Source organism: Endozoicomonas sp. PH6C (genome assembly GCF_059322965.1).
Window position 1 is genome coordinate 2,764,125 of sequence record NZ_CP185342.1, and the last position, 22,939, is coordinate 2,787,063.

A 22,939-nucleotide genomic window follows, 5' to 3' on the forward strand; every position below is an offset into this window, starting at 1 on the left:
AACTACCCGTCAGTCCGGATCCAGGCGGCAGGAACTTTTTGGATATAAAAAAGTCAGAAAGCATCAATACCGGTTTTAAATGAACCTTAATGTCAACACCATCATCCCGATGAAGGCAGTTATTTTATCGTCAGGCTCCTGGCGGCAATACGAGTGAGGTAATTCTAATCCGGACATCACAATGACTTTCCAATGTCTCTAAGGAATATTGAAATGGATTCATTACCAAAAACAAGAAATTTACTCTCGACAGTATCGTTTACCAACTCTGAGAGTTGTTCTGCGCAGTCTGGCAAAAAATCAAACACTTCACATAGTCTGTCCCGGTGTAGCAAAGAACAGCTAAGACAGGAATTGCGGGCAGCTCTGAAGGCAGGCACTTTCGGTGCTCGACAGATTGAGGTGCGCGACTCGGAATCATGTTATACAAGATTCGAAAGAGAGTCGGTTTATCTTGACCATAACGACGAGCTTCCAAAAGCACCAAGACCTGTCAACCTGATTATCGAAGACGTGCCCTCGATGTTAGTAAGACCGAACGATGTCATAGTCGGCATTCTAAAACCCGATACGCTCGCTGCTTATAAAGATCATGCCGGTACATTTTCTTTAGAGGAAAATACGTTAAAACCAGATGAACTGCTTACTAAATGCCAACCTGACCACAGTTCACTGCGATTGAAAAAGCTCGAGCAAGCTGACCGGCTCTGTAGTGTCTATAGAGAGTCTACGTCAGGTGAACTGCGTCCAAATGGCACATTCAAACCGCCCGAATTCAGGGAAAAAGATAATAAAAAGTTAAGACAGCCTGCAGAATGGCTCACGACCGGGTATACAAAATCACAAATCAAGTGTTTTTTGACTGTAAAAGAGAACATTGCCAAAGGTATTAGCGATCATTTGCAGGATAAACACCAATTAGAAGAGGCTTTTGGCATAGACCCATTGCCCTGGCTGGTTTATTCCCGGCAAGGTGGTTCTGCAGAAGTTTATTTTGAGGATGAACTCCACTGTGATCATCTGTTGACGCTTAATGAAGCCAGGCTTGGTGATTTTGCGATATCCCATAACATTTCTGAAGAGATCCTGAAGAGGTTATTGAATCTTCTGCCAATGTCGTTAAAAGCAGAAATTCTGAATCAACAGCATCTGCCAACGGTGCAGTTTCGAGCTCAGGACATTATAAAACTGGTAACGAATCCGGATTGCTTCACTCGTGAACGCTTACGGGAGTTAATAGACCAGGGTTTCCCTGTTCAAAAAAAAGTACTTTACCGGGGAGAATACCAAACAATATTTGATTTATTGATCAAGTCAGCAACCGTATCCTGGCGGAACGATAAGCTTTACAGAATGACGGGTAATGACGAATTCCAGTGCCAGAGCTGGGCAGATTATCAGGAAGATATCATTATCCAATTATCCACTGATCTGGCCAGATGTGGAGTGCCTGTTACTGAGAAAACCACCAGTAGACTTTTAGAGGAATTTTATTCAAAAAGACTTTTCTGCCATTTGAAGGCATTGGGAGTATCCTACCAGGGTGCAGACTTATGGACTTTAATGATTGATCTCGACTCTATCACCGATCCGGCTGTGATGCTGGAGTTTCATCAACGTTGCCAGAGACTCAGTTCAGCACAACTGCAGGAAGCGTTTCACCTTGTCCTTCGAGGACCTTTTGAGGGACATCATCCCTGTAAACAACTTAAGAATTATTTACTGGCGTTGTTTCATTTTGGCAAGCCCAATGAGCAAACATTAAGCGCCATCAGAAAAAAAATAGCAGACACCAGCGCTATCGGCATTAAAAAAGCCCTGGGAACGTTAAGCACAGATGATTATATCCACTGGGTTAAAGCACTCTGGGAATGGCGAGATCAAGAGTCCTTTTACCGGCAATGGCCAGAAAAAGTCAAAACAGAGCAGCAACAAATAGTCAAACTGCAAAAGTCCCTCGGCCTCACCGACTGTCGATCTGTCCAATCCGCCTCCCTGACGCAACCAGAGGCGTTGCAATTTCTCGTCGACGCCTTCAGCGTACCACCGGTTTTGTCCAATGCCAGGGATAACGAGGAGACCATTCTGAAAATACTGCAGCATTATTACCGACGTCCCGGACCGGAGCGAGTCATCCAATGCCTTGGCAGTGACACATTGCCCGGGGTATGGAAGCCTGATCACAACTGCAGTCATGTATTGCGGGCCCGGAACAATCTGATGTGGTATATCGAGTTGCTGGAGAAATTCGATCTGATGCATTTCTCTGAACCTGAAAAGAACCTGTTGTCATTGGCAATCATCTATCATGATGCCGCTGCAGAAGATGTCCCTAAAGAGGATGAAGAAGGCAAGGCGGCTTTCTATTTCAAGCGGGATCTGAAGGGGCAGTACCCACAACATCAGCTGGATGATATTGCCGAAGCACTGGCCCGCAAGGAAGATGACGTAGAGGGTAAGAGTGACCAGAATATTTCCACACGGGTTCGCGGTTATCTGCATGTACTGCGCTTTGCTGACCGCATGGACTTTATCCGATTCACCGGGGTTGATGCCTCGTTCCCGGGGTTCTTGACAGGACGACAGAAGTTCTGGCAGTTTGACCCATCGCGCCTGGATCTGCCGTCGCAACTGACCCGGAATTTCAGCCTTGATCCTGCCCTGAAACCGGACTTGCAACAGCAACTGGAAGCCGCCATGCACGGTGCTGTTGATCTGCTACAGGTCACTGGCAGTGATCATGAAGACCTCCGGACGCTTTCTTATGTTCAAACTTTCCGGCTCCAGCCTGACAGGACCGCTATCACCGATAAATTTGAACAGACGCCCCTGCCTCTGCAGAACATGGAAAAATACCTGGATGATAACGTCCGGCGCTATATTGCCAGCTGTGCAGGTATTAACACCTGTTCCAGCCCTGACCATAGAGAGTGCAAAACGGACCAGCAAAAGGGGATTACCCGTGGCATCCACAACAGTTTCCATGATCTCAGACAAGTCAGAGTGCCTGAAAGAATGACCCGTCTGGAAAAAATGCAATGTCGCCACGGTTTCAGATTGCTGAGCACTGAAACACAAGAGGCCATCGTTCAGGAGGTGCAACGACTGCAATCCGAAGGGATACTCATGAGCCTTGGCACATTAACCCAGAAAACCCTGAAATCACTTCTGGCGAAAGAATCGCTTGAGCAAAGAGGATTTGCGGTGGTTAAGGAGAAGCGCTTCAGGGGATATGACGAGAAAGGTAAGGTAAATCGGCAGGAAATGCTGGTGCCCGTGAAGGTTCCGCCTGATCCTGATGAAGCGAACAAGCTACAAGGCTGGCTGGAATAGATACAGCCAGCCCTCATAAAGAGACGAGGCAAAATCGCAACAAACTGACACCTTGCAGGCAGGTTTGAATGCGGACTGTTTAGAAATGATAAATGATTAATGGAATTATTTTGTAGTGGCACTGTCTAAAGCCGCAGGGATTAAAGAAATCAGCTTAATTCCGTTGTCAGATTACTTGATACTACAAATATGCGCTGAATATTTTGTGAAATATATGATCACAAGTGTCGGTAAAACTTATTCTCTGTGAGGGTAAAGTAATTTGAACGATTTATAATTTAAAAACAGAAGTAACTTATTATGAATGTAAACACTCAAACACCCAGTCATCAAACAATTGACCGAGGTACACAAACGGATTCAAGCACGGATTCAAATGTTGGCAAGTTTCTGCGGCTGACCGTAAAAAAATCTTTCTACGAAAACTTCCTCTGGGATGCCCGTGATTGGACATGTCATAATCCTGCTGAAATACGGTTTGGTCCGGGCTTACAAATGAGGAAAGTCGGTATTTCTACCGGTATCGCTTGCGGTTTGGCTGCCGGGCACCTATTGTCACTTGGCCCTCTGGGGGTTGTGGGTGCTGTGGTAACCGGGTTCATTCTTGGCGGGCAAGCAGGTTTTCAGGCCGAGGCAGCCTTTATTAAAGAATGTCAGCGATTAGGAGATCTTCAAAGAGCAGTTAGAATTCAGGCAGAGCGAGACGCAAACCAGCGTCGTTCAGGCATCCCCCGGGATCAAGACAGAACGAATGCTCCACCCTCATATGATGAATCTGAGCATTACGAGCGCCTTCGCCAAAGTGAAGTAATTTCATCGGATTAATCAGCGTTTCAAGATACTATTTGTCAGTATTTTTACTGAGATTAAATGGGTTGATTGACAGATCCATGGAGGTCAGACCTGACAGAATGGTCACCCATTCCACTACATCCTTTCAGCTGCAGACTGAATATCCGGATCAGATTTCAGTTCGTCGCTAAGGTATACGTAGATTTGGGGAACGCGTGAGAGCAGAGACAAGACAAAATCCTTGTCATTTTTAAGGGAATCAGCGACATAGAACATGGCTAAAGGATTTTCCTCAATGATTGTCTTCAACAGGACTTTATTGTTTTTTGCTGTCTGTCCGGCATAGTAAAAGGCAGGAAAATAGCTTCTGGTAGCCAACAAAACCACTTGCGGGTCATTCCTGAGGTCTGTGCTGGCATATTTGAGTGCATCCGCATAATTATTGACGGCAAGCTTAACCAGCGACTTGTCATTTCTGAGACGTTCGCTGGCATAAGCTAACAAATCTCCTTGCTGTTCTATGGCAGATTTCGCTATGTCAGTATCATCTTTAAACAGGTCGGCGATCAAACCGAATATTTCCGGGCTTTGCTGAACCAGCGAAAGCACCAGATCCCTGTCATGATCTAAATCAAAGTCCTCTCGCAGCAGTTCAATGCAGGCTTCTCGCCCTTGCCACTCGCTTGCAATGGCCATGCTACATAGCAGTTCTTTTATTATTCTTGCAGCATCATTCGGCTCAAGGTGTTTGGTATCAGCATTAAATATTTGGCGAAGTTCTGAATTTCTATTCGGATCTTCAGTTGCCTCAATAAAATGACAAGCTTTACTGGCCATATCAAAAAACAGCTTGTATTCGCTATCCAGATAATCAAGGAAAGTATATTCATGATCCCAATAATCTGCCTCCCTGTCATTGATTGCATCCAATACCAGGCAATGTTTGAACGTCCAGTTATTTAAAGGTTCGTCCAGCCCGTTTTGACACCTTTTAACCAGCGTTTCAAAATACCATTTGTCGTTATTTTTACTGAAATTAAATTGGTTGATTGATATATCCATGGAGGTGAGCCCGGACAGAATGTTCACCAATTCCACAAAGGCCTTCTGTAATGCTGGTGTGGAATCAAACCGGGTATACTCTATGGTCATTTTTCCCGCGCTTTGATTGAAGCTGATCGCCATTGGCCGTGAACTTTTATCTAATGATGCGCAACGCAGTGTCTGGACCAAAAACCAGAAACGCTTCAATTTACCCTGTAAGTGCTCGTTTTTCTTGTCTTGGGAAAAATCATCTGAGATGTTGAGGCGGAGTGTTCGGCCCTTGCCTCCCTCGGCCTGTTCCAGCATGGTTATGGTACAGATGTGCACTCCCAGAGTTGCATTAACAAAGGCGGCATCCACCATATTCAGCACGCTTAGTTCAAATAAACTAGGCTTGCCCAGTACCGAGATGCAATTGTCGTCTAATAGTCCGGAAACTCCCCGGGGGAGTATCTCAACCAGCGTTTTGTCTTCTTCAACTTCGGTAATTTTTCCCTGGCCGGATGCGCCAGCCACCGGCGCGAGAGCGTTGACAAATTGCTGATGAAGCCAGTAGATCAGGTCGTGGACAGTACAGATTTCGCATTCATAACTGGGCTGGTTCAGTTTTTGCAATGTATCCAGCAAGGTCTGGCAGTCTCTCAGCCATTGTCCGAAATCCGTCCGCCGGGAGGGCAATTCTTCATTGCCAGCCAGCGGCGTGACCACTTCTGTGTAAAGGTCATCAATGGCATCCTCCAGGTCTATCAATTGTGTTTCAAGGTACGGGAGTTCATCGGTAAAGGGCTGGATTTTGGAGGGTATAGCAACCGCTTCAGACCCGACGGCCAGATCTAAATAACGCCGATAACCGGATAAAAATTGTTGCAGATCGCCCTGCAGAAGATGAATCTCCCTGCCAAGTTGTGACAACAGATCCGATCGGTTTGCTGACATGCTGATTGCCTTGCTTCGTCCTGGTCCAAGGCAATGGCTTAGTAACCGGTCAGCGCGAAAGTAGTCCAGCAACCGGTCATTCTGGCGATTCAGCCAGCCAAAACCTTCATCGACTCTGGTGAACTCGGGTGGTTCTACAGGAATGGTTGCGGGTAAGCCGATGATATCCTGACCGGAACTGGTGCTATTGGCCTGCCAGAAGGCAGACTGGTCGCCGGTCAGCAAACAGGCTCCGGGGCTGCCGGCAAAACTGCCTGCCACCAGTGTTACCTGTTGTCCGCTGCTCTGTCTTAATGCCTGAGAATACTGACAACCAGCCAACAGACAGGGTATACCCGCCTGACGCAGGGTGATGGCAACATGATCGTTGGTTCCCCCTTGTTTGAACACACAGCCGCCCAGACGTTTTAAAATATCGGGTGCCAGCATCCAGTCACTGGCGTGATTGGCAAAAAGAAGGGTTCCGGACGGGATCTGTTCTGCGTTGACCGGTTCGTTGACCGCCAGGGCCAAACCACTGCAGCAACCTTCACTGACCATGATTCCTTCAGCCATCGACACGGCTGGTGCTGGTGCAGAGAAACGGGTACTGCCCGGCAGCTGGGTCACTGGCCGACACTGGAACAGGTACAATTGCCCTAACATAGACACGCCGAACTCAATATCCACCGGGCAACAGAACATATCTTCCAGCTGTTCTGTGTATTCCTGCAGTTTTTGCAATATCTTGTCAGAAAGCCTGATGTCTTTTGCATCGGTGGTTGCCGTGGTGCTCTGTTCGATATAACCCGTTTCATCGGTCTCTTCGTCGGTGATTTTTTCCAGAACAAACTGTGTGGTAACGTCTCCAGCGGTAAATTGCCGATCCGGTTGACTGTTTTCGTCATCATTGCGCCTGATCCTGAAGCGATGAGGGCAGATGCCTGTATGTCCGGAGACCGCCCCCCGGGGTTGACCCGGAGCAAATTCCACCTGAATGGTATCGTCCTGTAAGGTTGAGTGGCTGATCACTACACCCCCCAGCTGGCAATGGATGCACTGCTGCAGAACCAGCGCCATGGGCTTTACCTGTCCGTTTGGACAGACTTCAGGCCGGTAGGCGGACGACAGGACTTGCAGACAGGTTTTCAGAATATCGCCGCCACCATGAACCCGGGAATCATAGCGACCGGCCTGGGCATTGCCGAAACGGTCTTCATCGACACCGGAACTGCGAACGATGCACGCTTCGCTGGCTTGTTGCTGAAGCATGAAGTAGCGATGACGAATATCCTCGGCAGCACTGATATTTTTGACCTGTTGATAGAAAGCCTCACTGGCAATAAATCCGGATAACCCCTTAAGCCATTCTGATTGTTGTTGATGGGGGAGTTCGCTAACGAACGCGCACAATTGTTCCAGGCTGAATGATTCCTGGCCTCGCATGTCAATATCTGGCAAAAAGGGCAACAGGCATTTTGCGGGGAAAGGCTGTTGCTCCAGCCTGGCGACCAGGGTTGTGTCAACCACAGTAAAGGGTGGAACCGGGATCCTGGCCTGCTGCATACGGTGCAGAAACAGTCCCTTGCCGCCCAAAAAAGCCCGGGTTTGCCTGTCATCGGTGACTGACAAGGTGTCAAGCTGCAAGTCATGGCTGGCAGGTCTGTGGTTATCCGTATTCGGAAGTTTGATATCACGAGCAGGTAGTTGAGGACAAGAGAGAAGTATTTTGTCTGAATTAACCGTCCTGTGCCCCATGCCAGAAGGAGAGTCTTGCCTGGCAGAAATAACAGAACGAGCGAATGCAGATGCTCTGTTGCAGTCTGGCTTACGGGCAGGTTTCAGTGAAGTTAAGCCTGGTGTTGTTGGTTGAGCCTTTTCCATGACTGTGATCTCTATAATTCTTCTCACATCTGACCGGTGTTTTTGAAAAAAGTTTCAACTAATCGTCAGTCCGGGTTTAAGCTGCAGGAACTTTTTTGATGTAAAAAAGTCAGAAACTATAGTGCCGTTTTTAAAAGAACCTTAATACCAACACCATCATCCCGATGAAGTCAGGTATTCATCGTCAGCAGTGACTCACCAGCGGCTCAGGAATGACGTCGGGTTTATCTCTATGTTTAACGCTTCCTTGCTTCAGGAACATCAGGGCGGCAATACGAGTGGGGTAATTCTAATCCGGACATCACAATGATTTTGCAATTACTCCAGGGGTTATTGATATGGATTCATTACCAAAAACAAGAAATTCACACTCGACAGTATCGTTTACAAACCCTGAGAGTTGTTCGGCGCAATCTGGCAAAAATTCAAACACTGCACACTGCCTGTCCCCGGGTAGCAGAGAGCAGCTAAGACAGGAATTGCACGCAGCTCTGAAGGCCGGCACTTTGGGTGCACGGCAGATTGGGGTGTGCGACTCGGAATCATGTTATACAAGATTCGAAAAAGAGTCGGTTTATCATGACCATAATGACGAGCATCCAAAAGCACCAAGACCCGTCAACCTGATTATCGAAGATGTGCCTTCTTTATTACCCCAAACGAAAGATGTCACAGTTGGCATTCTAAAACCCGATACGCTCGCTGCTTATAAAAATCATGCTTGTACAGCTCATTTACAGCTCAGGGGTTTAAAGCCGGATGAACTTTCTACTAAATGCCTCCCTGACCACAGCTCACTGAGATTGAAAAAGCTCGAGCAAGCTGACCGGCTCTGTAGTGTATACAGAAAGTCTACGTCAGGTGAACTGCGACCGAACGGCACATTCAAAGCGCCCGAATTCAGGGAAAAAGATAATGAAAAGTTAAGAAACCCTGCAGAATGGCTAACCACCGGCTATACAAAATCACACATCAAGTGTTTTTTCACTATAAAAGAGAACATTGCCAAAAGTATTACCGATCATTTGCAGGATAAACACCAATTAGAGGAGGCTTTAGGCATAGACCCATTGCCCTGGCTGGTTTTTTCCAGGCAAGGTGGTTCTGCAGAGGTTTATTTTGAGGATGAACTCCCCAGTGATCATCTGTTAAAGCTTAATGAAGCCAGGCTTAGAAATTTTGCGATATCCCACAACATTTCTGAAGAGATCCTGATGATGTTATTGAATCTTCTGCCATTGCCGTTAAAAGCAGAAATTCTGAATCAACAGCATCTGCCAACACAGCGGCATCCGGTTCAGGTTGAGGATATTATGAAACTGGTAACGAACCCGGATTCCTCCACTCATCAACGCTTACGGAAATTAATAGACCAGGGTTTCCCTGTACAAAAGAAAGTATTTTACGAAGGAGAATACCAAACACTATTTGATGTATTGATCGAATCAGCAGGCGAATTATGTCTTTACGACCATCTTCACAGAGAGACAGAAGCTGACGAAGACCAGTGTATGAGCTGGACAGCTAAACAGGAAGAAATTTTTGTCCAATTAGCCACTGATCTGGCCAGATGCGGAGTGTCTGTTAATGAGCAAACCGCCAACAACATTCTAAAGGATTTTTATTCAGTAAGATTTTGCCGCCATCTGAAGGCATTGGGATTATCCTACAAGGGTATTGATTTACGGTCTATGATACTTTGCCACCCATCTTGCAATCATCCGGCTGTGATGCTGGAGTTTCATCAGCGTTGTCTGAGACTCAGTTCAGCACAACTGCAGGAAGCGTTTTACCTTGTCCTTCAACGACCTTTTGAGGGACATCATCCCTTTAACCAACTTAGGAATTATTTGTTAGCACTGTTTCATTTTGGCAAGCCCAATGAGCAAACATTAAGCGCCGTGAGAAAAGAAATAGCTGACACCGGCCCTAAAGGCATCAAAGAATCCTTGGGAAAGCTGAGTGCAGATGACTATATCATCTGGATTAAAGCACTCTGGAAATACCGAGATAAACAGCCCTTTTACCAGCAATGGCCAGAAAAAGTCAAAGCAGAGCAACAACAAATAGTCGAACTGCAAAAGTCCCTCGGCCTCAGCGACTGTCGATCTGCCCAACCTGCCTCCCTGACGCAACCAGAGGCGTTGCAATTTCTCGTTGACGCCTTCAGCGTTCCACCGGTTTTGCCCAATGCCAGGGATAACGAAGAGACCATTCTGAGAATACTGCAGCATTATTACCGTCGCCCCGGTCCTGAGCGAGTCATCCAATGCCTTGGCAGTGACACATTGCCCGGGGTATGGAAGCCCGATCACAACTGCAGTCATGTATTGCGGGCCCGGAACAATCTGTTGTGGTACATCGAATTGCTGGAGAAATCCGATCTGATGCGTTTCTCTGAATCTGAAAAGAACCTGTTGTCGTTGGCGATCATCTATCATGATGCTGCTGCAGAAGATGTCCCCAAAGAGGATGAAGAAGACAAGGCGGCTTTCTATTTCAAGAGGGATCTGAAGGGGCAGTACCCACAACATCAGCTGAATGATATTGCCGAAGCACTGGCCCGCAAGGAAGACGACCTACAGGGTAAGAGCGACCAGAATCTGTCCACACAGGTTCGCGGTTATCTGCATGTATTGCGCTTTGCCGACCGCATGGACTTTATCCGATTCAGCGGGGTTGATGCCTCGTTCCCGGGACTCTTCAAAGACCGACAAAAGCCCAGACAGTTTGACCCATCGCGTCTGGATCTGCCGTCGCAACTGACCCGGAATTTCACCCATGGTCCTGCCCTGAAACCGGACTTGCAACAGCAACTGGAAGCCGCCATGCACGGTGCTGCTGATCTGCTACAAGTCACTGGCAGTGATAGCAAAGACCTGCGGACGGTTCCCTATGTTCAAACTTTCCAGCTCCAGCCAGACAGGACCGCTATCACCGATAAATTTGAACACACGCCCCTGCCTCTGCAGAACATGGAAAAATACCTGGATGATAATGTCCGGCGCTATATTGCCAGCCGTGCAGGCATTAACACCTGTACCAGCCCTGACCATACAGAGTGCAAGACTGACCAGAAAAAGGGGATTACCCGTGGCATCCACAACAGTTTCCATGATCTCAGACAAGTCAGAGTACCTGAAAGAATGACCCGCCTGGAAAAGATGCAATGTCGCCATGGCTTCAGATTACTGAGCACTGAAACACAAGAGGCCATCGTTCAGGAGGTGCAACGACTGCAATCCAAAGGGATACTCATGAGCCTCGGCACATTAACCCAGGAAACCCTGAAATCACCCCTGGCGAAAAGAGCGCTTGAGAAAAGAGGATTTGCGGTGGTTAATGAGAAACGTTTCAGGGGATATGACAAGAAAGGTAAGGTAAAGCTGCAGGAAATGCTGGTGCCCGTGAAGGTTGTTCCTGATCGTGATGTTAGTGTTTTGCCGTATAAGGAATGAAGCGAAGACGCAACAAGGCTGGCTGGAATAGGCACAGCCAGCCTCATAAGTTGTGCCTATTGCTCTATTGCCTGAATCAAGCGTCCTGGTTCCGGGCTGCAGCCTGAATATCCGGATCAGATTTCAGTCTCTCGCCAAGGTATTCGTAAATGCGGACATCCCTTGAGAGCAGTGGCAGAACAAAGTCCTTGTCGTTTTTAAGGGACTCAGGAGCAAAGTCCATGACCTTGGGGTTTTCTTCAATGAGTATTCTCAAGAGGGTTTTATTGTTTTTTACTGTCTGCCCGGCATAGTGAAAGGCATCAAAATGCCTTCTGGTAGCCGCCATAACCACATCAGGGTCATTTTTGAGATCCTTACCGGCATACTTTAGTGCACAGCCATCACTTTTAATGGCAAGCATTACCAGCGCTCTATCCTTTTTGAAACGAGCGCTGGCATATTTTAATGACAGCCCTTGCTGTCCTATTGCAGATTTGGCTATTTCAATATCATCCTTGAATTTGTCGGAGATATATCTGAATATATCCGGGTTTTGTTGCACCAGGAAAAGCACCAGATTCCTGTCGTGATCTATATCAAAGTTCTCACGCAAGAGTAAAATAAAAATCTTTGGAAAGTGGGTTTCAATGGCCATGTGAGCTAGCAGTTCTTTTGTTATTCTTGCAGCGTAATTCGGCTGAAGGTGTTCGGTAGCAGCGGTCAGGATTTGACGAAGATCTGAACTTCTATCCGGGCCTTGAGTTGTGTTGAGAAAATCATCAACTTGTTGGACCATTTCATGGAAGAACCTGTATTCGCCGTCTAGAAAATCAAGGAACGCAAAGTCATAGTAATATGAGGGTATATTCCGGCTTTTGATGACATCCAATACCAGGCAATGTTTGAATATCCAGCTATTCAGGTCGTCGTTCAACCCGTTTTGGCACTTTTTAACCAGTGTTTCAAAACACCACTTATCAGTATTATCTCCGCGATTAAAATTGTTGATTGATATATCCATTGAGGGCAGTCCTCTCAGGACAGTGATCAATTTCACAAAGCCATTCTGTAACGCTAAGGTGGTATCAACCTGGGTGTATTCTATGATCATTTTCCCCGCGTTTTGATTGAAACTGATCGCCATTGGTCGTGAACTTTTATCAATTGATGCACAACGTAGTGTCTGGACCAAAAGCCAGAAACGTTTCAATTTGCCCTGTAGGTGTTTTTTTTCCTCGTCTTGGGAAAAACGATCAGAGATGTCGAGCCGAAGTGTACGGCCCTTACCTCCCTCAGCCTGTTCCAGCATTGCTATGGTGCAGATGTGCACTCCGAGGGTTGCATTAATAAAAGCGGCATCTACCATATTAAGCATGCGTAGCTTTACTACGCCAAGTTTTCTCAGTACAAAAAGGCAATTGTCGTTTAATAGTCCGGGAACTCCTTGGGGGAGTACGTCAATCAGTGTTCTATTTTCTGTGATTTTGGTGATTTGTCCCTGCCCTGATGCTGCTGCCACCGGGGCGAGAGCGCTAACAAATCGCTGATGAAGCCAGTAAATCAGGTCGTGGGCAGATTGGATATCGGTCACTTCTTTGGGCTGGTTCAGTTTTTGCAATTTATCCAGCAAGGCCTGGCAATCTCTCAGCCACTGTCTGAAATTCGCAGACTGGTCCGGTACTTCCTGGTCGGTGGTCAGCGGTATGACCACTTTTGAGCGCAGGTTAGCAATGGCATCTTTCAGACAATTGCTTTGTGTTTCAAGGGATGGGAGTTCCTCGGTAAAGGGTTGGACTTCGGCTGCTATTGCATTCGATTCAGACGCTGTGGCCAGCGTTAAAAAGTTTTGATAACCGGATACAAACCGTTGTAAATCCTCTTGTAGCTGCTGAATCTCGATGCCAAGCTGTTTTAATAGTTTCGATCGGTTTGCTGACATGCTGACGGCCTTACTTCGCCCCGGGCCAAGGCAGAAGCCTGCTAACCGGTCAGGGTGAAAATAGTCCAGTAACCGGGTATTTTGGCGATTCAGCCAGTCAAAACCTTCGTCGACTCGGTTGAAGTTCGGTGGCTCAGCAGCACCAGTTGCGGGTGAGCTGATGATATCCTGTCTGGAACTGGTGCTATGGGCCTGCCAGAAGGCAGACTGGTCGCCGTTTAGCAAACAGGCTCCGGGGCTGCCGGCAAAACTCCCTGCCACCAGTGTTACCTGTTGTCCGCTGCTCTGTCTTAACGCCTCAGAATACTGAGAACCAGCCAACAGACAGGGTATACCCGCCTGGCGCAGGGTGATCGCAACATGATCGTTGGTTCCCCCCTGTTTGAAGACGCAGCCGCCCAGACGTTTTAAAATATCGGGTGCCAGCATCCAGTCACTGGCGTGATTGGCAAACAGAAGGGTTCCGGGCGGAATCTGTTCTGCCTTGACCGGTTCGGTGACCGCCATGGCTACACCACTGCAGCAACCTTCGCTGACCATGATTCCTTCAGCCAGTGGCAGGGTTGGCACAGGTGCAGAGAAACGGGTACTGCCTGGCAGCTGGGTCACTGGTCGGCACTGGAACACATAGAGTTGCTGATCGCCATCCACGCCGAACTCAATATCGACCGGGCAACAGAACATATCTTCCAGCTGTTCTGTGTATTGCTGCAGTTTTTGCAATATCTCGTCAGAGAGCATGATGTCTTTTGCATCCGGGGATGCCGTCGTGCTTTGTTCGATATAACCTGCTTCGCCGGTCTCTTCACTGGTGATTTTTTCCAGAACGAACTGTGTGGTAACGTCTCCAGCGGTAAATTGCCGATCCGGTTGACTGTTTTCGTCATGACTGCGCCTGATCGTATAGCGATGAGGGTGGATACCTGTATTTCCGGAGACCGCCCCCCGGGGTTGACCCGGTGCAAATTCCACCTGAATGGTATCGTCCTGCAACGTTGAGTGGCTTATCACTACGCCCCCCAGCTGGCAATGAATGCACTCCTGCATGACCAGCGCCATGGGTTTTACCTGTCCGTTTGGACAGACTTCAGGTCGGTAGGCGGAGGACAGGACTTGCAGGCAGGTTTTCAGGATATCGCCGCCACCATGAACCCGGGAATCATAGCGACCGGCCTGGGCGTTGCCGAAGCGGTCTTCATCGACGCCGGAACTACGGACGATACAGGCTTCCCCGGCTTGTTGCCGGAGCCTGAAGAAGCAATGGCGAATATCCTGGGCAGCACTTATATTTTCGACCTGTTGATAGAAACCCTCACTGGCAATAAATTCGGATAACCCCTTGAGCCATTCTGATTGTTGCGGATGGGGGAGTTCGGTAACGATCGTGCGCAATTGTTCCAGACTGAATGATTCCTGGCCCCGCGAGTCAATATCTGGCAAAAAGGGCAACAGGCATTTTGCGGGGAAAGACTGTTGCTCGAGCCTGGTGATCAGGGTTGTTTCAACCACAGTGAAGGGTGGAACCGGGATCCTGGCCTGCTGCATACGCTGCAGAAACAATCCTTTGCCGCCTAAAGAGGATCGGATTTGCTCGTCTGTGATGAGAGTAGAAATGTCAGGTGGCAAGTCATGGCTGGCAGGCTTGCTATTTTTCGTAACCGGATGTTCGACACCACGAGCGGGTAGCGGAGTAAAAGACGGGAAAGCTTTACCTGGATAAACCTTCATTAACTGCAGCTGCTTGCGAGAACGGCTCTCTTGATCGTAAGGAGTGACAGAACGGTTGAGTGCGTACGCTGCCTGATCACCCGATAACCGGGCCGATTTGTCCTCAGCCGGACCTGATTTTGTGGGTTGAATACTCTCCATAGCCTTGATTTCCTGGATTTCCTTGATTTCTTTGAAATAAGACCCTTACTTTTGAAAAAAGTTTCAATAAATGAACACCAGACCTCTTCTTGCACAGAGCTAACAGAATGAGAGGTGTTTCTTGAGGGGTGTAGCGAAATCTTCGGGACAACATCGGGTACCGGGCATCTTTTTCTGCACCCCATCCGTTCACAAAAGCGCACTCAGAAGGTGAAAGTCAGAGTCAGAGGATTACACACGAAGAGCCCTAGTCTGTCGGCTTTTCAGGCTGATCTGAGCTCGTGGTTTCAGGTTCAACTATATTCCTTTGACTGGCTGCGGCCAGAATATCCGGATCAGATTTCAGACTCTTGCTGAAATATTTATAGATGCAAGGCTGTTGTGAGAGCAGTGGAAGAATAAATTCCTTGTCATTTTTAAGGGAATCATCAATGCATGCGAAGGCTAAGGGTTGCTCCTTAATGATAATTCTCAACAAGGCTTTATCGTTTCTTGCTTTCTCCCCGGCATCAAGAAGGGGAGACGCAATCTTTTTCACGGCCAACAGAATCACCTCGTGGTCATTCCTGAGCTCGCTGCTGGCATACTTGATTGCATGACCATCTTTATTGACGGCAATCTTTACCAGCATTCTATCATTTCTGAGACGGTCACTGGCATATTTTAAAAAATCTGGATTTTGTTCTATTGCAGTTTTAGCGATGTCAACATCATCCTTCAATTTGTCATCGAGAGATGCAAATATCTTTGGATTTTGCTTAACCAGCAGAAGCACCAGACCTCTATCCTTATCCAAATCAAAGTCCTCACGCAAGAGTTTAATAGCAACATCATCTATGCGCCGCCAATCATCCAGACTAGCCATACAAAATAACAGTTCTTTTATAATTCCTGGTGCAGCCTTCGGCTCAAGGTGGCTGGTAGCAGTGGTCATGATTTGGCGAAGTTCCGTATGGTTATTCGAGTCCTCAGTTGTCTGAAGCCAGTCTTGGACTTCTTTGGCCATTTCATAAAAGAGCCTGTATTCACTTTCCAGATAATCAAGGAGCGAAACACGAGGTCCGTAGTGGTCTAGACGATCTTCGAAGTCATCATCCCTGCCCCCTGAGATTGAATCCAATAGCACGTATTCTTTGAAATCCGTCTTATTTCTTATGATTGCATCCAATACCAGGCATTGTTTGTATGTTGACTTATTTAAGGGGTCGTCCAGTCCGTTTTGGCACCTTTTAACCAGTGTTTCAAAATCCCACTGATCAGTAGCACCCTGATAAGAATTGCTGAGTGACATATCCATGTCGCGCAGTGCTGACAGAATAACCAACAATTTCACAGAGGCCTCCTGTAATGCTGATGTGGAATCAACCTGATTGCACTCTATGGTTATTTTACCCGTGCTTTGATTGAAGCGGATCGCCATTGGCCGTGAACTTTCATCAATCGATGCACAACGGAGTGTCTGGACCAAAAACCAGAAACGCTTCAATTTACCCTGTAGGTGCATGTTTCTCTGGTCTTGGGAAAAATCGTCCGAGATGTCGAGGCGGAGTGTACGGCCCTTGCCTCCCTCGGCCTGTTCCAGCATGGTTATGGTGCAGACGTGTACTCCCAAGGATATAGTGGCAAAAGCAGCACCCGCCATGTTAAGCACACTTAGCTTCAATCCGGGAATATCCTCCAGTAACGAGATGCAATGGTGGTTTAATAGTCCGTAAGCGCCTGGGGGGCGCATATCAATCAGCGATCTCTTTTTAGCAAATTTGGTAATTTCTCCCTGTCCTGATGCTTTAGCCACCGGGGCAAGAGCTTTAACAAATCGCTTATGAAGCCAGTAAATAAGGTCATGGGCAGAATGGATAGCTGTCACTTCCCTGGGCTGGGTCAGTGTTTGCAATTTATCCCGCAAGGTCTCGCAATCCTTCAGCCATTGTCTGAAATTCGCAGGCTGGCTGGATACTTTCAGGCCAGTGGTCAGCGGTATGACTACTTTTGAACACAGGTTATCAATGGCATCTTTCAGGCTCTTGCATTGTTTTTCAAGGAGCTGGATTTCATTGCAAAAGGTTCGCACTTTAATGTGTGCTTTATCGGATTGAGACACTTTGGCCAGATCTAAAAAGTGCGTATAACCGGATACAAACAGTTGCAAATCATCCTGCAACAGCTGAATCTCCATGCCAAGCTGTTGCAACAGATCCGATCGGTTTGCTGACATGCTCACGGCCTTGCTCCGCCTCGGACCAAGGCAGTGACTGAGTATTCGGTCAGGGAGAAAATAATCCAGCAAGCGGTTATTTTGGCGATTCAGCCAGCCAAAACCTTCGTCGACCCGGGTGAAGTCCGGGGGTTCTGCAGCACCTGTTGCAGGTGAGCTGACGGTCTCCTGTCCGGAATGGGTACTATTGGCCTCCCAGAAGGCAGACTGGTCGCCTGTCAGCAAACAGGCTCCGGGGCTGCCGGAAAAACTGCCTGCCACCAGTGTGACCTGTTGCCCGCTGGCTGCCTCAGAATATTGAGAACCAGCCACCAGACAGGGTATACCCGCCTGACGCAGGGTGATGGCAATATGATCGTTGGTTCCTCCCTGTTTGAACACGCAGCCGCCCAGACGTTTTAAAATATCCGGTGCCAGCATCCAGTCACAGCCGTGATTGGCAAGCAGAATGCTACCGGGCGGAATCTGTTCCGCGCTGACCGGCTCGTTGACCACCAGGGCCAGGCCACTGCAGTAACCTTCACTGACCAGGGTTCCTTCAGCCAGGGGCAGGGAGGGAGCGGCTGCACGGAAACGGGTACTGCCCGGCAGCTGGGTCACTGGTCGGCACTGGAAGACGAAGACATTCCCCTGGTGATCGACACCGAACTCCACATCCACCGGGCAATAGAACATATTTTCCAGCTGTTCTATATGTTTCTGGACTTGTTGCAATATCTTGTCAGTAAGCCTGATGTCTTTTGCATCGCTGGTTGTCGCAATGCACTCTTCAACATAACCCTCTCCACCGGTGATTTTTTTCAGAACAAACTGGCTGCTAACGTCTCCCGGGGTAAATTGCCGATCCGGTTGGCTGTTTTCGTCATCACTGCGCCTGATCGTATAGCGATGAGGGCGGATGCCTGCATTTCCGGAGACGGCCCCCCGTGGTTGCCCCTGTGCAAATTCCAGCTCCATGGCATCGTCTTCCAACGTTGAGTGGCTGATCACTACACCCCCCAGCCGACAATGGATGCACTGCTGCAGGACCAGCGCCATGGGTTTTACCTGCCCGTTCGGGCAGACCTCAGGCCGGTAGGCGGATGACAGGACTTGCAAGCAGGTTTTCAGGATATCGCCGCCACCATGAACCCGGGAATCATAGCGACCGGCTTGGGCATTGCCGAAGCGGTCTTCATCGACGCCGGAACTTCGGACGATGCAGGCTTCGCTGGCTTGTTGCCGGAGTAGGGTGTAGCGATGGTGAATCTCCCTGGCAGCAGTGGTTTTTTCGACCTGTTGATAGAAGTCCTCACTGGCAATAAATCCGGATAAACCCTTGAGCCATTCTGATTGTTGCTGATGAGGGAGTTCGGTAATGATCGTGCGCAATTGTTCCAGGCTGAATGATTCCTGGCTCTGCGTGTCTATATCTGGCAAAAAGGGCAACAGGCATTCTCTGGGGAAAGGTTGTTGTTCCAGCCTGGCGACCAGAGCAGTGTCAACCACAGTGAAGGGTGGAACCGGGATACCGGCCTGCTGCATATGGTTCAGAAACAGACCCTTGCCGCCCACAAAGGCCCGGTCATTGTTGGGTTGCAAGCTGGACAAGTCATGGCTGGCAGGCCTGTGGTTATCCGTATTCGGAAGTTTGATATCACGAGCAGGTAGTTGAGGACAAGAGAGGACAGTTTTGTCTGAATTATCCTTCATGCAGGGTGGGAAATCTTGCTTGGCAGAAATAACAGAACGAGCGAATGCAGATGCAGATGCTTTTTCGCATTTTGGCGAACAGGCAGATGTGGGTAATGCTAAGCCCGATGTTGTTAGCTGAGTGTTTTCCATGACTGTGATCTCCATAATCCTTTCTATATTTGACTGGTGTTTTTGAAAAAAGTTTCAACTATCCGTCAGTCTTATCCTCAACAGGGCTTCAATGTTTTTTGCTAACGACCTGGCATAGTCAAAGGAATAAATATTTCTTCTGGTAGCTGACAGAATCACATCATTGTCATTTTTGAGATCTTTACTGGCAGAGTGGAGAGCACAATCAATGATTATTGACGGCAAGCGATACCAGCGATGTATTGTTTCTGAGACGTTCGCTGGCAAAGGCTAATAAATCAGTTTCCTGTTCTATGGCCGTTTTAGCTATGTCAATATCATCCTTGAATAGGTCGGCGACATTTTTAAATATCCAAGGGTTTTGCCGAACCAGCAAAAGCACCAGATCCTTGTCATGATCTAAATCAAAGTCCTCACGCAGGAGTTCAATGCAAGCGTCCTGCAATGGCGAGCCGCTTGCAATAGCCATGGAAAGTAACAGTTCTTTTATTATTCTTGCGGCATCATTCGGCTCAAGGTCTTTGGTATCAGCATTAAATATTTGGCGAAGTTCTGAATTTGTGTTCGGATCTTCAGTTGCCTCAATACAATGACAAGCTTTATTGGCCATATCAAAAAACAGCTTGTATTCGCTATCCAGATAATCGAGGAAAGTATATTCATGATGCCAATAAGCAGCATCTCTGTCATTAATTGCATCCAATACCAGGCAATGTTTGAACGTCCGGTTATTTACTGGTTCGTCCAGCCCGTTTTGACACCTTTTAATCAGCGTTTCAAAATACCATTTGTCAGTATTTTTACTGAAATTAGATTGGTTGATTGATATATCCATGGAGGTGAGCCCGGACAGAATGTTCACCAATTTCACAAAGGCTTTCTGTAATGCTTGTGTGGAATTAACCTGGGTATACTCTATGATCATTTTCCCCGCGCTTTGATTGAAACTGATCGCCATTGGCCGTGAACTGCTATCAATCGATGCGCAACGGAGCGTCTGGACCAAAAACCAGAAACGCTTCAATTTACCTTGTAAGTGCTTGTTTTTCTCGTCTTGGGAAAATTTGTCCGAGATGTCAAGGCGGAGTGTTCGGCCCTTGCCTCCCTCAGCCTCTTCCAGCATGGTTATGGTGCAGACGTGCACTCCGAGGGTTGCATTAACAAAAGCGGCATCCACCATATTTAGCATGTCTAGCTCTACTACAAAAAGTTTGCTCAGTACTGAGATGCAATCGTCGTTTAATAGTCCGGGAACTCCCTGGGGGAGTATATCAATCAGCGTTCCATATAATGTAATATCGGTAATTTGTCCCTGACCGGATGCTTTAGCCACCGGGGCAAGAGCACTGACAAATCGCCGATGAAGCCAATAGATCAGGTCGTGGGCAGAATGGATATCGCACGATCTTCCGGGCTGGTTCAGTTTTTGCAATTTATCCAGCAAGGTCTGGCAATCTCTCAGCCATTGTCTGAAATTCGTCCGTCGTGTGGGTAATTCTCCTCTGCTGGCCAGCGGCGTGACCACTTCTGTGTACAGGTCACCAATAGCATCCTTCAGGTAGCGCCATTGTTTTTTAAGGAACGGGAGTTCATCGATAAAGTAACTGACTATCGAGCCCGCTGTAGACCCAATGGCCAGATCTAAAAAACGCTTATAACCGGTTATAAATCGTTGCAAATCGTCCTGCAGAAAATGAATCTCCATGCCAAGTTGTAGTAACAGGTCCGATCGGTTTGCTGACATACTGATCGCCTTGCTTCGCCCTGGTCCAAGGCAATGGCTTAGTAACCGATCAGTGCGAAAGTAGTCCAGCAACCGGTTATTCTGGCGATTCAGCCAGGCAAAACCTTCGTCGACTCTGGTGAAGTCGGGCGGTTCTACAGGAGTGGTTGCGGGTAAGCCTATGATATCCTGGCCGGAAGTGATGCTGTTGGCCTGCCAGAAGGCAGACTGGTCGCCGGACAGCAAAAAGGCTCCGGGGCTGCCGGCAAAACTGCCTGCCACCAGTGTTACCTGTTGTCCGCTGCTCTGTCTTAATGCCTCAGAATACTGACAACCAGCCAACAGACAGGGTACACCCGCCTGACGCAGGGTGATGGCAACATGATCGTTGGTTCCCCCCTGTTTGAACACGCAGCCGCCCAGACGTTTTAAAATATCGGGTGCCAGCATCCAGTCACTGGCGTGATTGGCAAACAGAAGGGTTCCGGGTGGAATCTGTTCCGCGCTGAGCGGTTCGGTGACTTCCATGGCCACACTACTACAGCAACCTTCACTCACCATGATTCCTTCAGCCATTGGCAGGGCCGGTGCTGGTGCAGAGAAACGGGTACTGCCCGGCAGCTGGGTCACTGGTCGGCACTGGAACACGTGGAGTTGTTGATCGCCATCCACGCCGAACTCAATATCGACCGGGCAACAGAACATATTTTCCAGCTTTTTTATGTATTTCTGCAGCTGTTGCAATATCTCGTCAGAAAGCATCATGTCTTTTGCATCCGAGGTTGCCGAGGTGCTCTGCTCGATATAACCCGCTTCACCGGGGATTTTTTCCAGTACAAACTGTGTGGTAACTTCTCCAGCGGTAAATTGCCGATCTGGTTGACTGTTTTCGTTATCACTGCGCCTGATCCTGTAGCGATGAGGGCGGATGCCTGTATTCCCGGAGACCACCCCCCGGGGTTGACCCGGAGCAAATTCCACCTGAATGGTATCGTCCTGTAAGGTTGAGTGGCTGATCACTACCCCCCCCAGCTGACAATGAATGCACTGTTGCAGGATCAGCGCCATGGGTTTTACCTGCCCGTTCGGGCAGACTTCAGGCCGGTAGGCGGACGACAAGACTTGCAGGCAGGTTTGCAGGATATCGCCGCCGCCATGAACCCGGGAATCATAGCGACCGGCCTGGGCATTGCCGAAGCGGTCTTCATCGACGCCGGAACTGCGAACGATGCAGGCTTCGCTGGCTTGTTGCCGGAGCATAAAGAAGCAATGGCGAATGTCCTGGGCAACACTGATATTTTTGATCTGTCGATAGAAATCCTCACTGGCAATAAATTCGGATAACCCCTTGAGCCATTCTGATTGTTGCTGATGGGGGAGTTCGGTAACGATCGTGCGCAGTTGTTCCAGGCTGAATGATTCCTGGCTCCGGGTGTCAATATCTGGCAAAAAGGGCAACAGGCATTTTGCGGGGAAAGTCTGTTGCTCCAGCCTGGCGATCAGGGTTGTGTCAACCACAGTAAAGGGTGGAACCGGGATTCTGGCCTGCTGCATACGCTGCAGAAACAGCCCCTTGCCGCCCATAAAGGCCCGGGTTTGCCTGTCATTGCTGGCAGGCAAGGTGACAGGCAAGGTGGCAGGCTGCAAGTCATAGCTGACGGGCCTGCGGTTATCCGTATTCGGAAGTTTGATATCACGGGCAGTTAGTTCAGGACAAGAGAGATGAGTTTTGTCTGAATTATCCTTCATGCAAGGAGAGGAGTCTTGTCTGGCAGAAATAACAGAACGAGCGAATGCAGATGCTCTGTCGCAGTTTGGCTTTCGGGCAGGTTTGAGTGATGTAAAGCCCGATGTTGTTAGCTGAGTGTTTTCCATGACTGTGATCTCTATGATCCTGGCTAATTTCGACCAGTGCTTTTGAAAAAAGTTTCAACTAGTCAGTCCGGGCTTAATTGAGGTGT

8 protein-coding genes are annotated in these 22,939 nt (G+C 48.3%); 3 read left to right on the forward strand and 5 right to left on the reverse strand.

All coding sequences use genetic code 11. The annotated features are described in order from the left end of the window. The first annotated feature begins 213 nt into the window (after positions 1-213). Positions 214-3,333: a hypothetical protein gene (locus ACOMG9_RS10395; RefSeq protein ID WP_448216833.1), complete on the forward strand. Its 3,120-nt coding sequence runs from the start codon at positions 214-216 to the stop codon at positions 3,331-3,333. A gap of 300 nt (positions 3,334-3,633) precedes the next feature. Further along, the gene (locus ACOMG9_RS10400) at positions 3,634-4,158 is read left to right on the forward strand and encodes a hypothetical protein (protein ID WP_448216834.1); all 525 of its coding nucleotides are present in this window, start codon (positions 3,634-3,636) and stop codon (positions 4,156-4,158) included. 102 nt (positions 4,159-4,260) lie between these two features. On the opposite strand, the gene ACOMG9_RS10405 is transcribed toward ACOMG9_RS10400, so the two are convergent. Beyond that, complete coding sequence (locus tag ACOMG9_RS10405; protein WP_448216835.1) at positions 4,261-7,968, reverse strand: DUF4116 domain-containing protein; 3,708 nt, start codon at positions 7,966-7,968, stop codon at positions 4,261-4,263. 338 nt (positions 7,969-8,306) lie between these two features. Between ACOMG9_RS10405 and ACOMG9_RS10410 the strand changes: the two genes are divergently transcribed. Continuing rightward, positions 8,307-11,426, forward strand: a complete 3,120-nt coding sequence (locus ACOMG9_RS10410; RefSeq protein WP_448216836.1) for a hypothetical protein — start codon at positions 8,307-8,309, stop codon at positions 11,424-11,426. Positions 11,427-11,502: 76 nt separating this feature from the next. Here the strand turns inward: ACOMG9_RS10410 and ACOMG9_RS10415 are convergent, their stop codons facing one another. The 4 genes from ACOMG9_RS10415 to ACOMG9_RS10430 all read right to left on the reverse strand — a co-directional run bounded on the left by ACOMG9_RS10415 (position 11,503) and on the right by ACOMG9_RS10430 (position 22,853). Beyond that, complete coding sequence (locus tag ACOMG9_RS10415) at positions 11,503-15,216, reverse strand: DUF4116 domain-containing protein (protein WP_448216837.1); 3,714 nt, start codon at positions 15,214-15,216, stop codon at positions 11,503-11,505. A 247-nt stretch (positions 15,217-15,463) separates the two neighbouring features. Next, the gene (locus ACOMG9_RS10420; protein ID WP_494530227.1) at positions 15,464-19,255 is read right to left on the reverse strand and encodes a DUF4116 domain-containing protein; all 3,792 of its coding nucleotides are present in this window, start codon (positions 19,253-19,255) and stop codon (positions 15,464-15,466) included. A 54-nt stretch (positions 19,256-19,309) separates the two neighbouring features. Beyond that, the gene (locus tag ACOMG9_RS10425) at positions 19,310-19,522 is read right to left on the reverse strand and encodes a DUF4116 domain-containing protein (RefSeq protein WP_448216839.1); all 213 of its coding nucleotides are present in this window, start codon (positions 19,520-19,522) and stop codon (positions 19,310-19,312) included. Further along, entirely contained in the window at positions 19,461-22,853 is a 3,393-nt protein-coding gene (locus tag ACOMG9_RS10430; protein ID WP_448216840.1) for a PEP/pyruvate-binding domain-containing protein, read from the reverse strand. Before ACOMG9_RS10430 ends, ACOMG9_RS10425 begins: the two co-directional genes overlap by 62 nt. Positions 22,854-22,939: the final 86 nt, after the last annotated feature.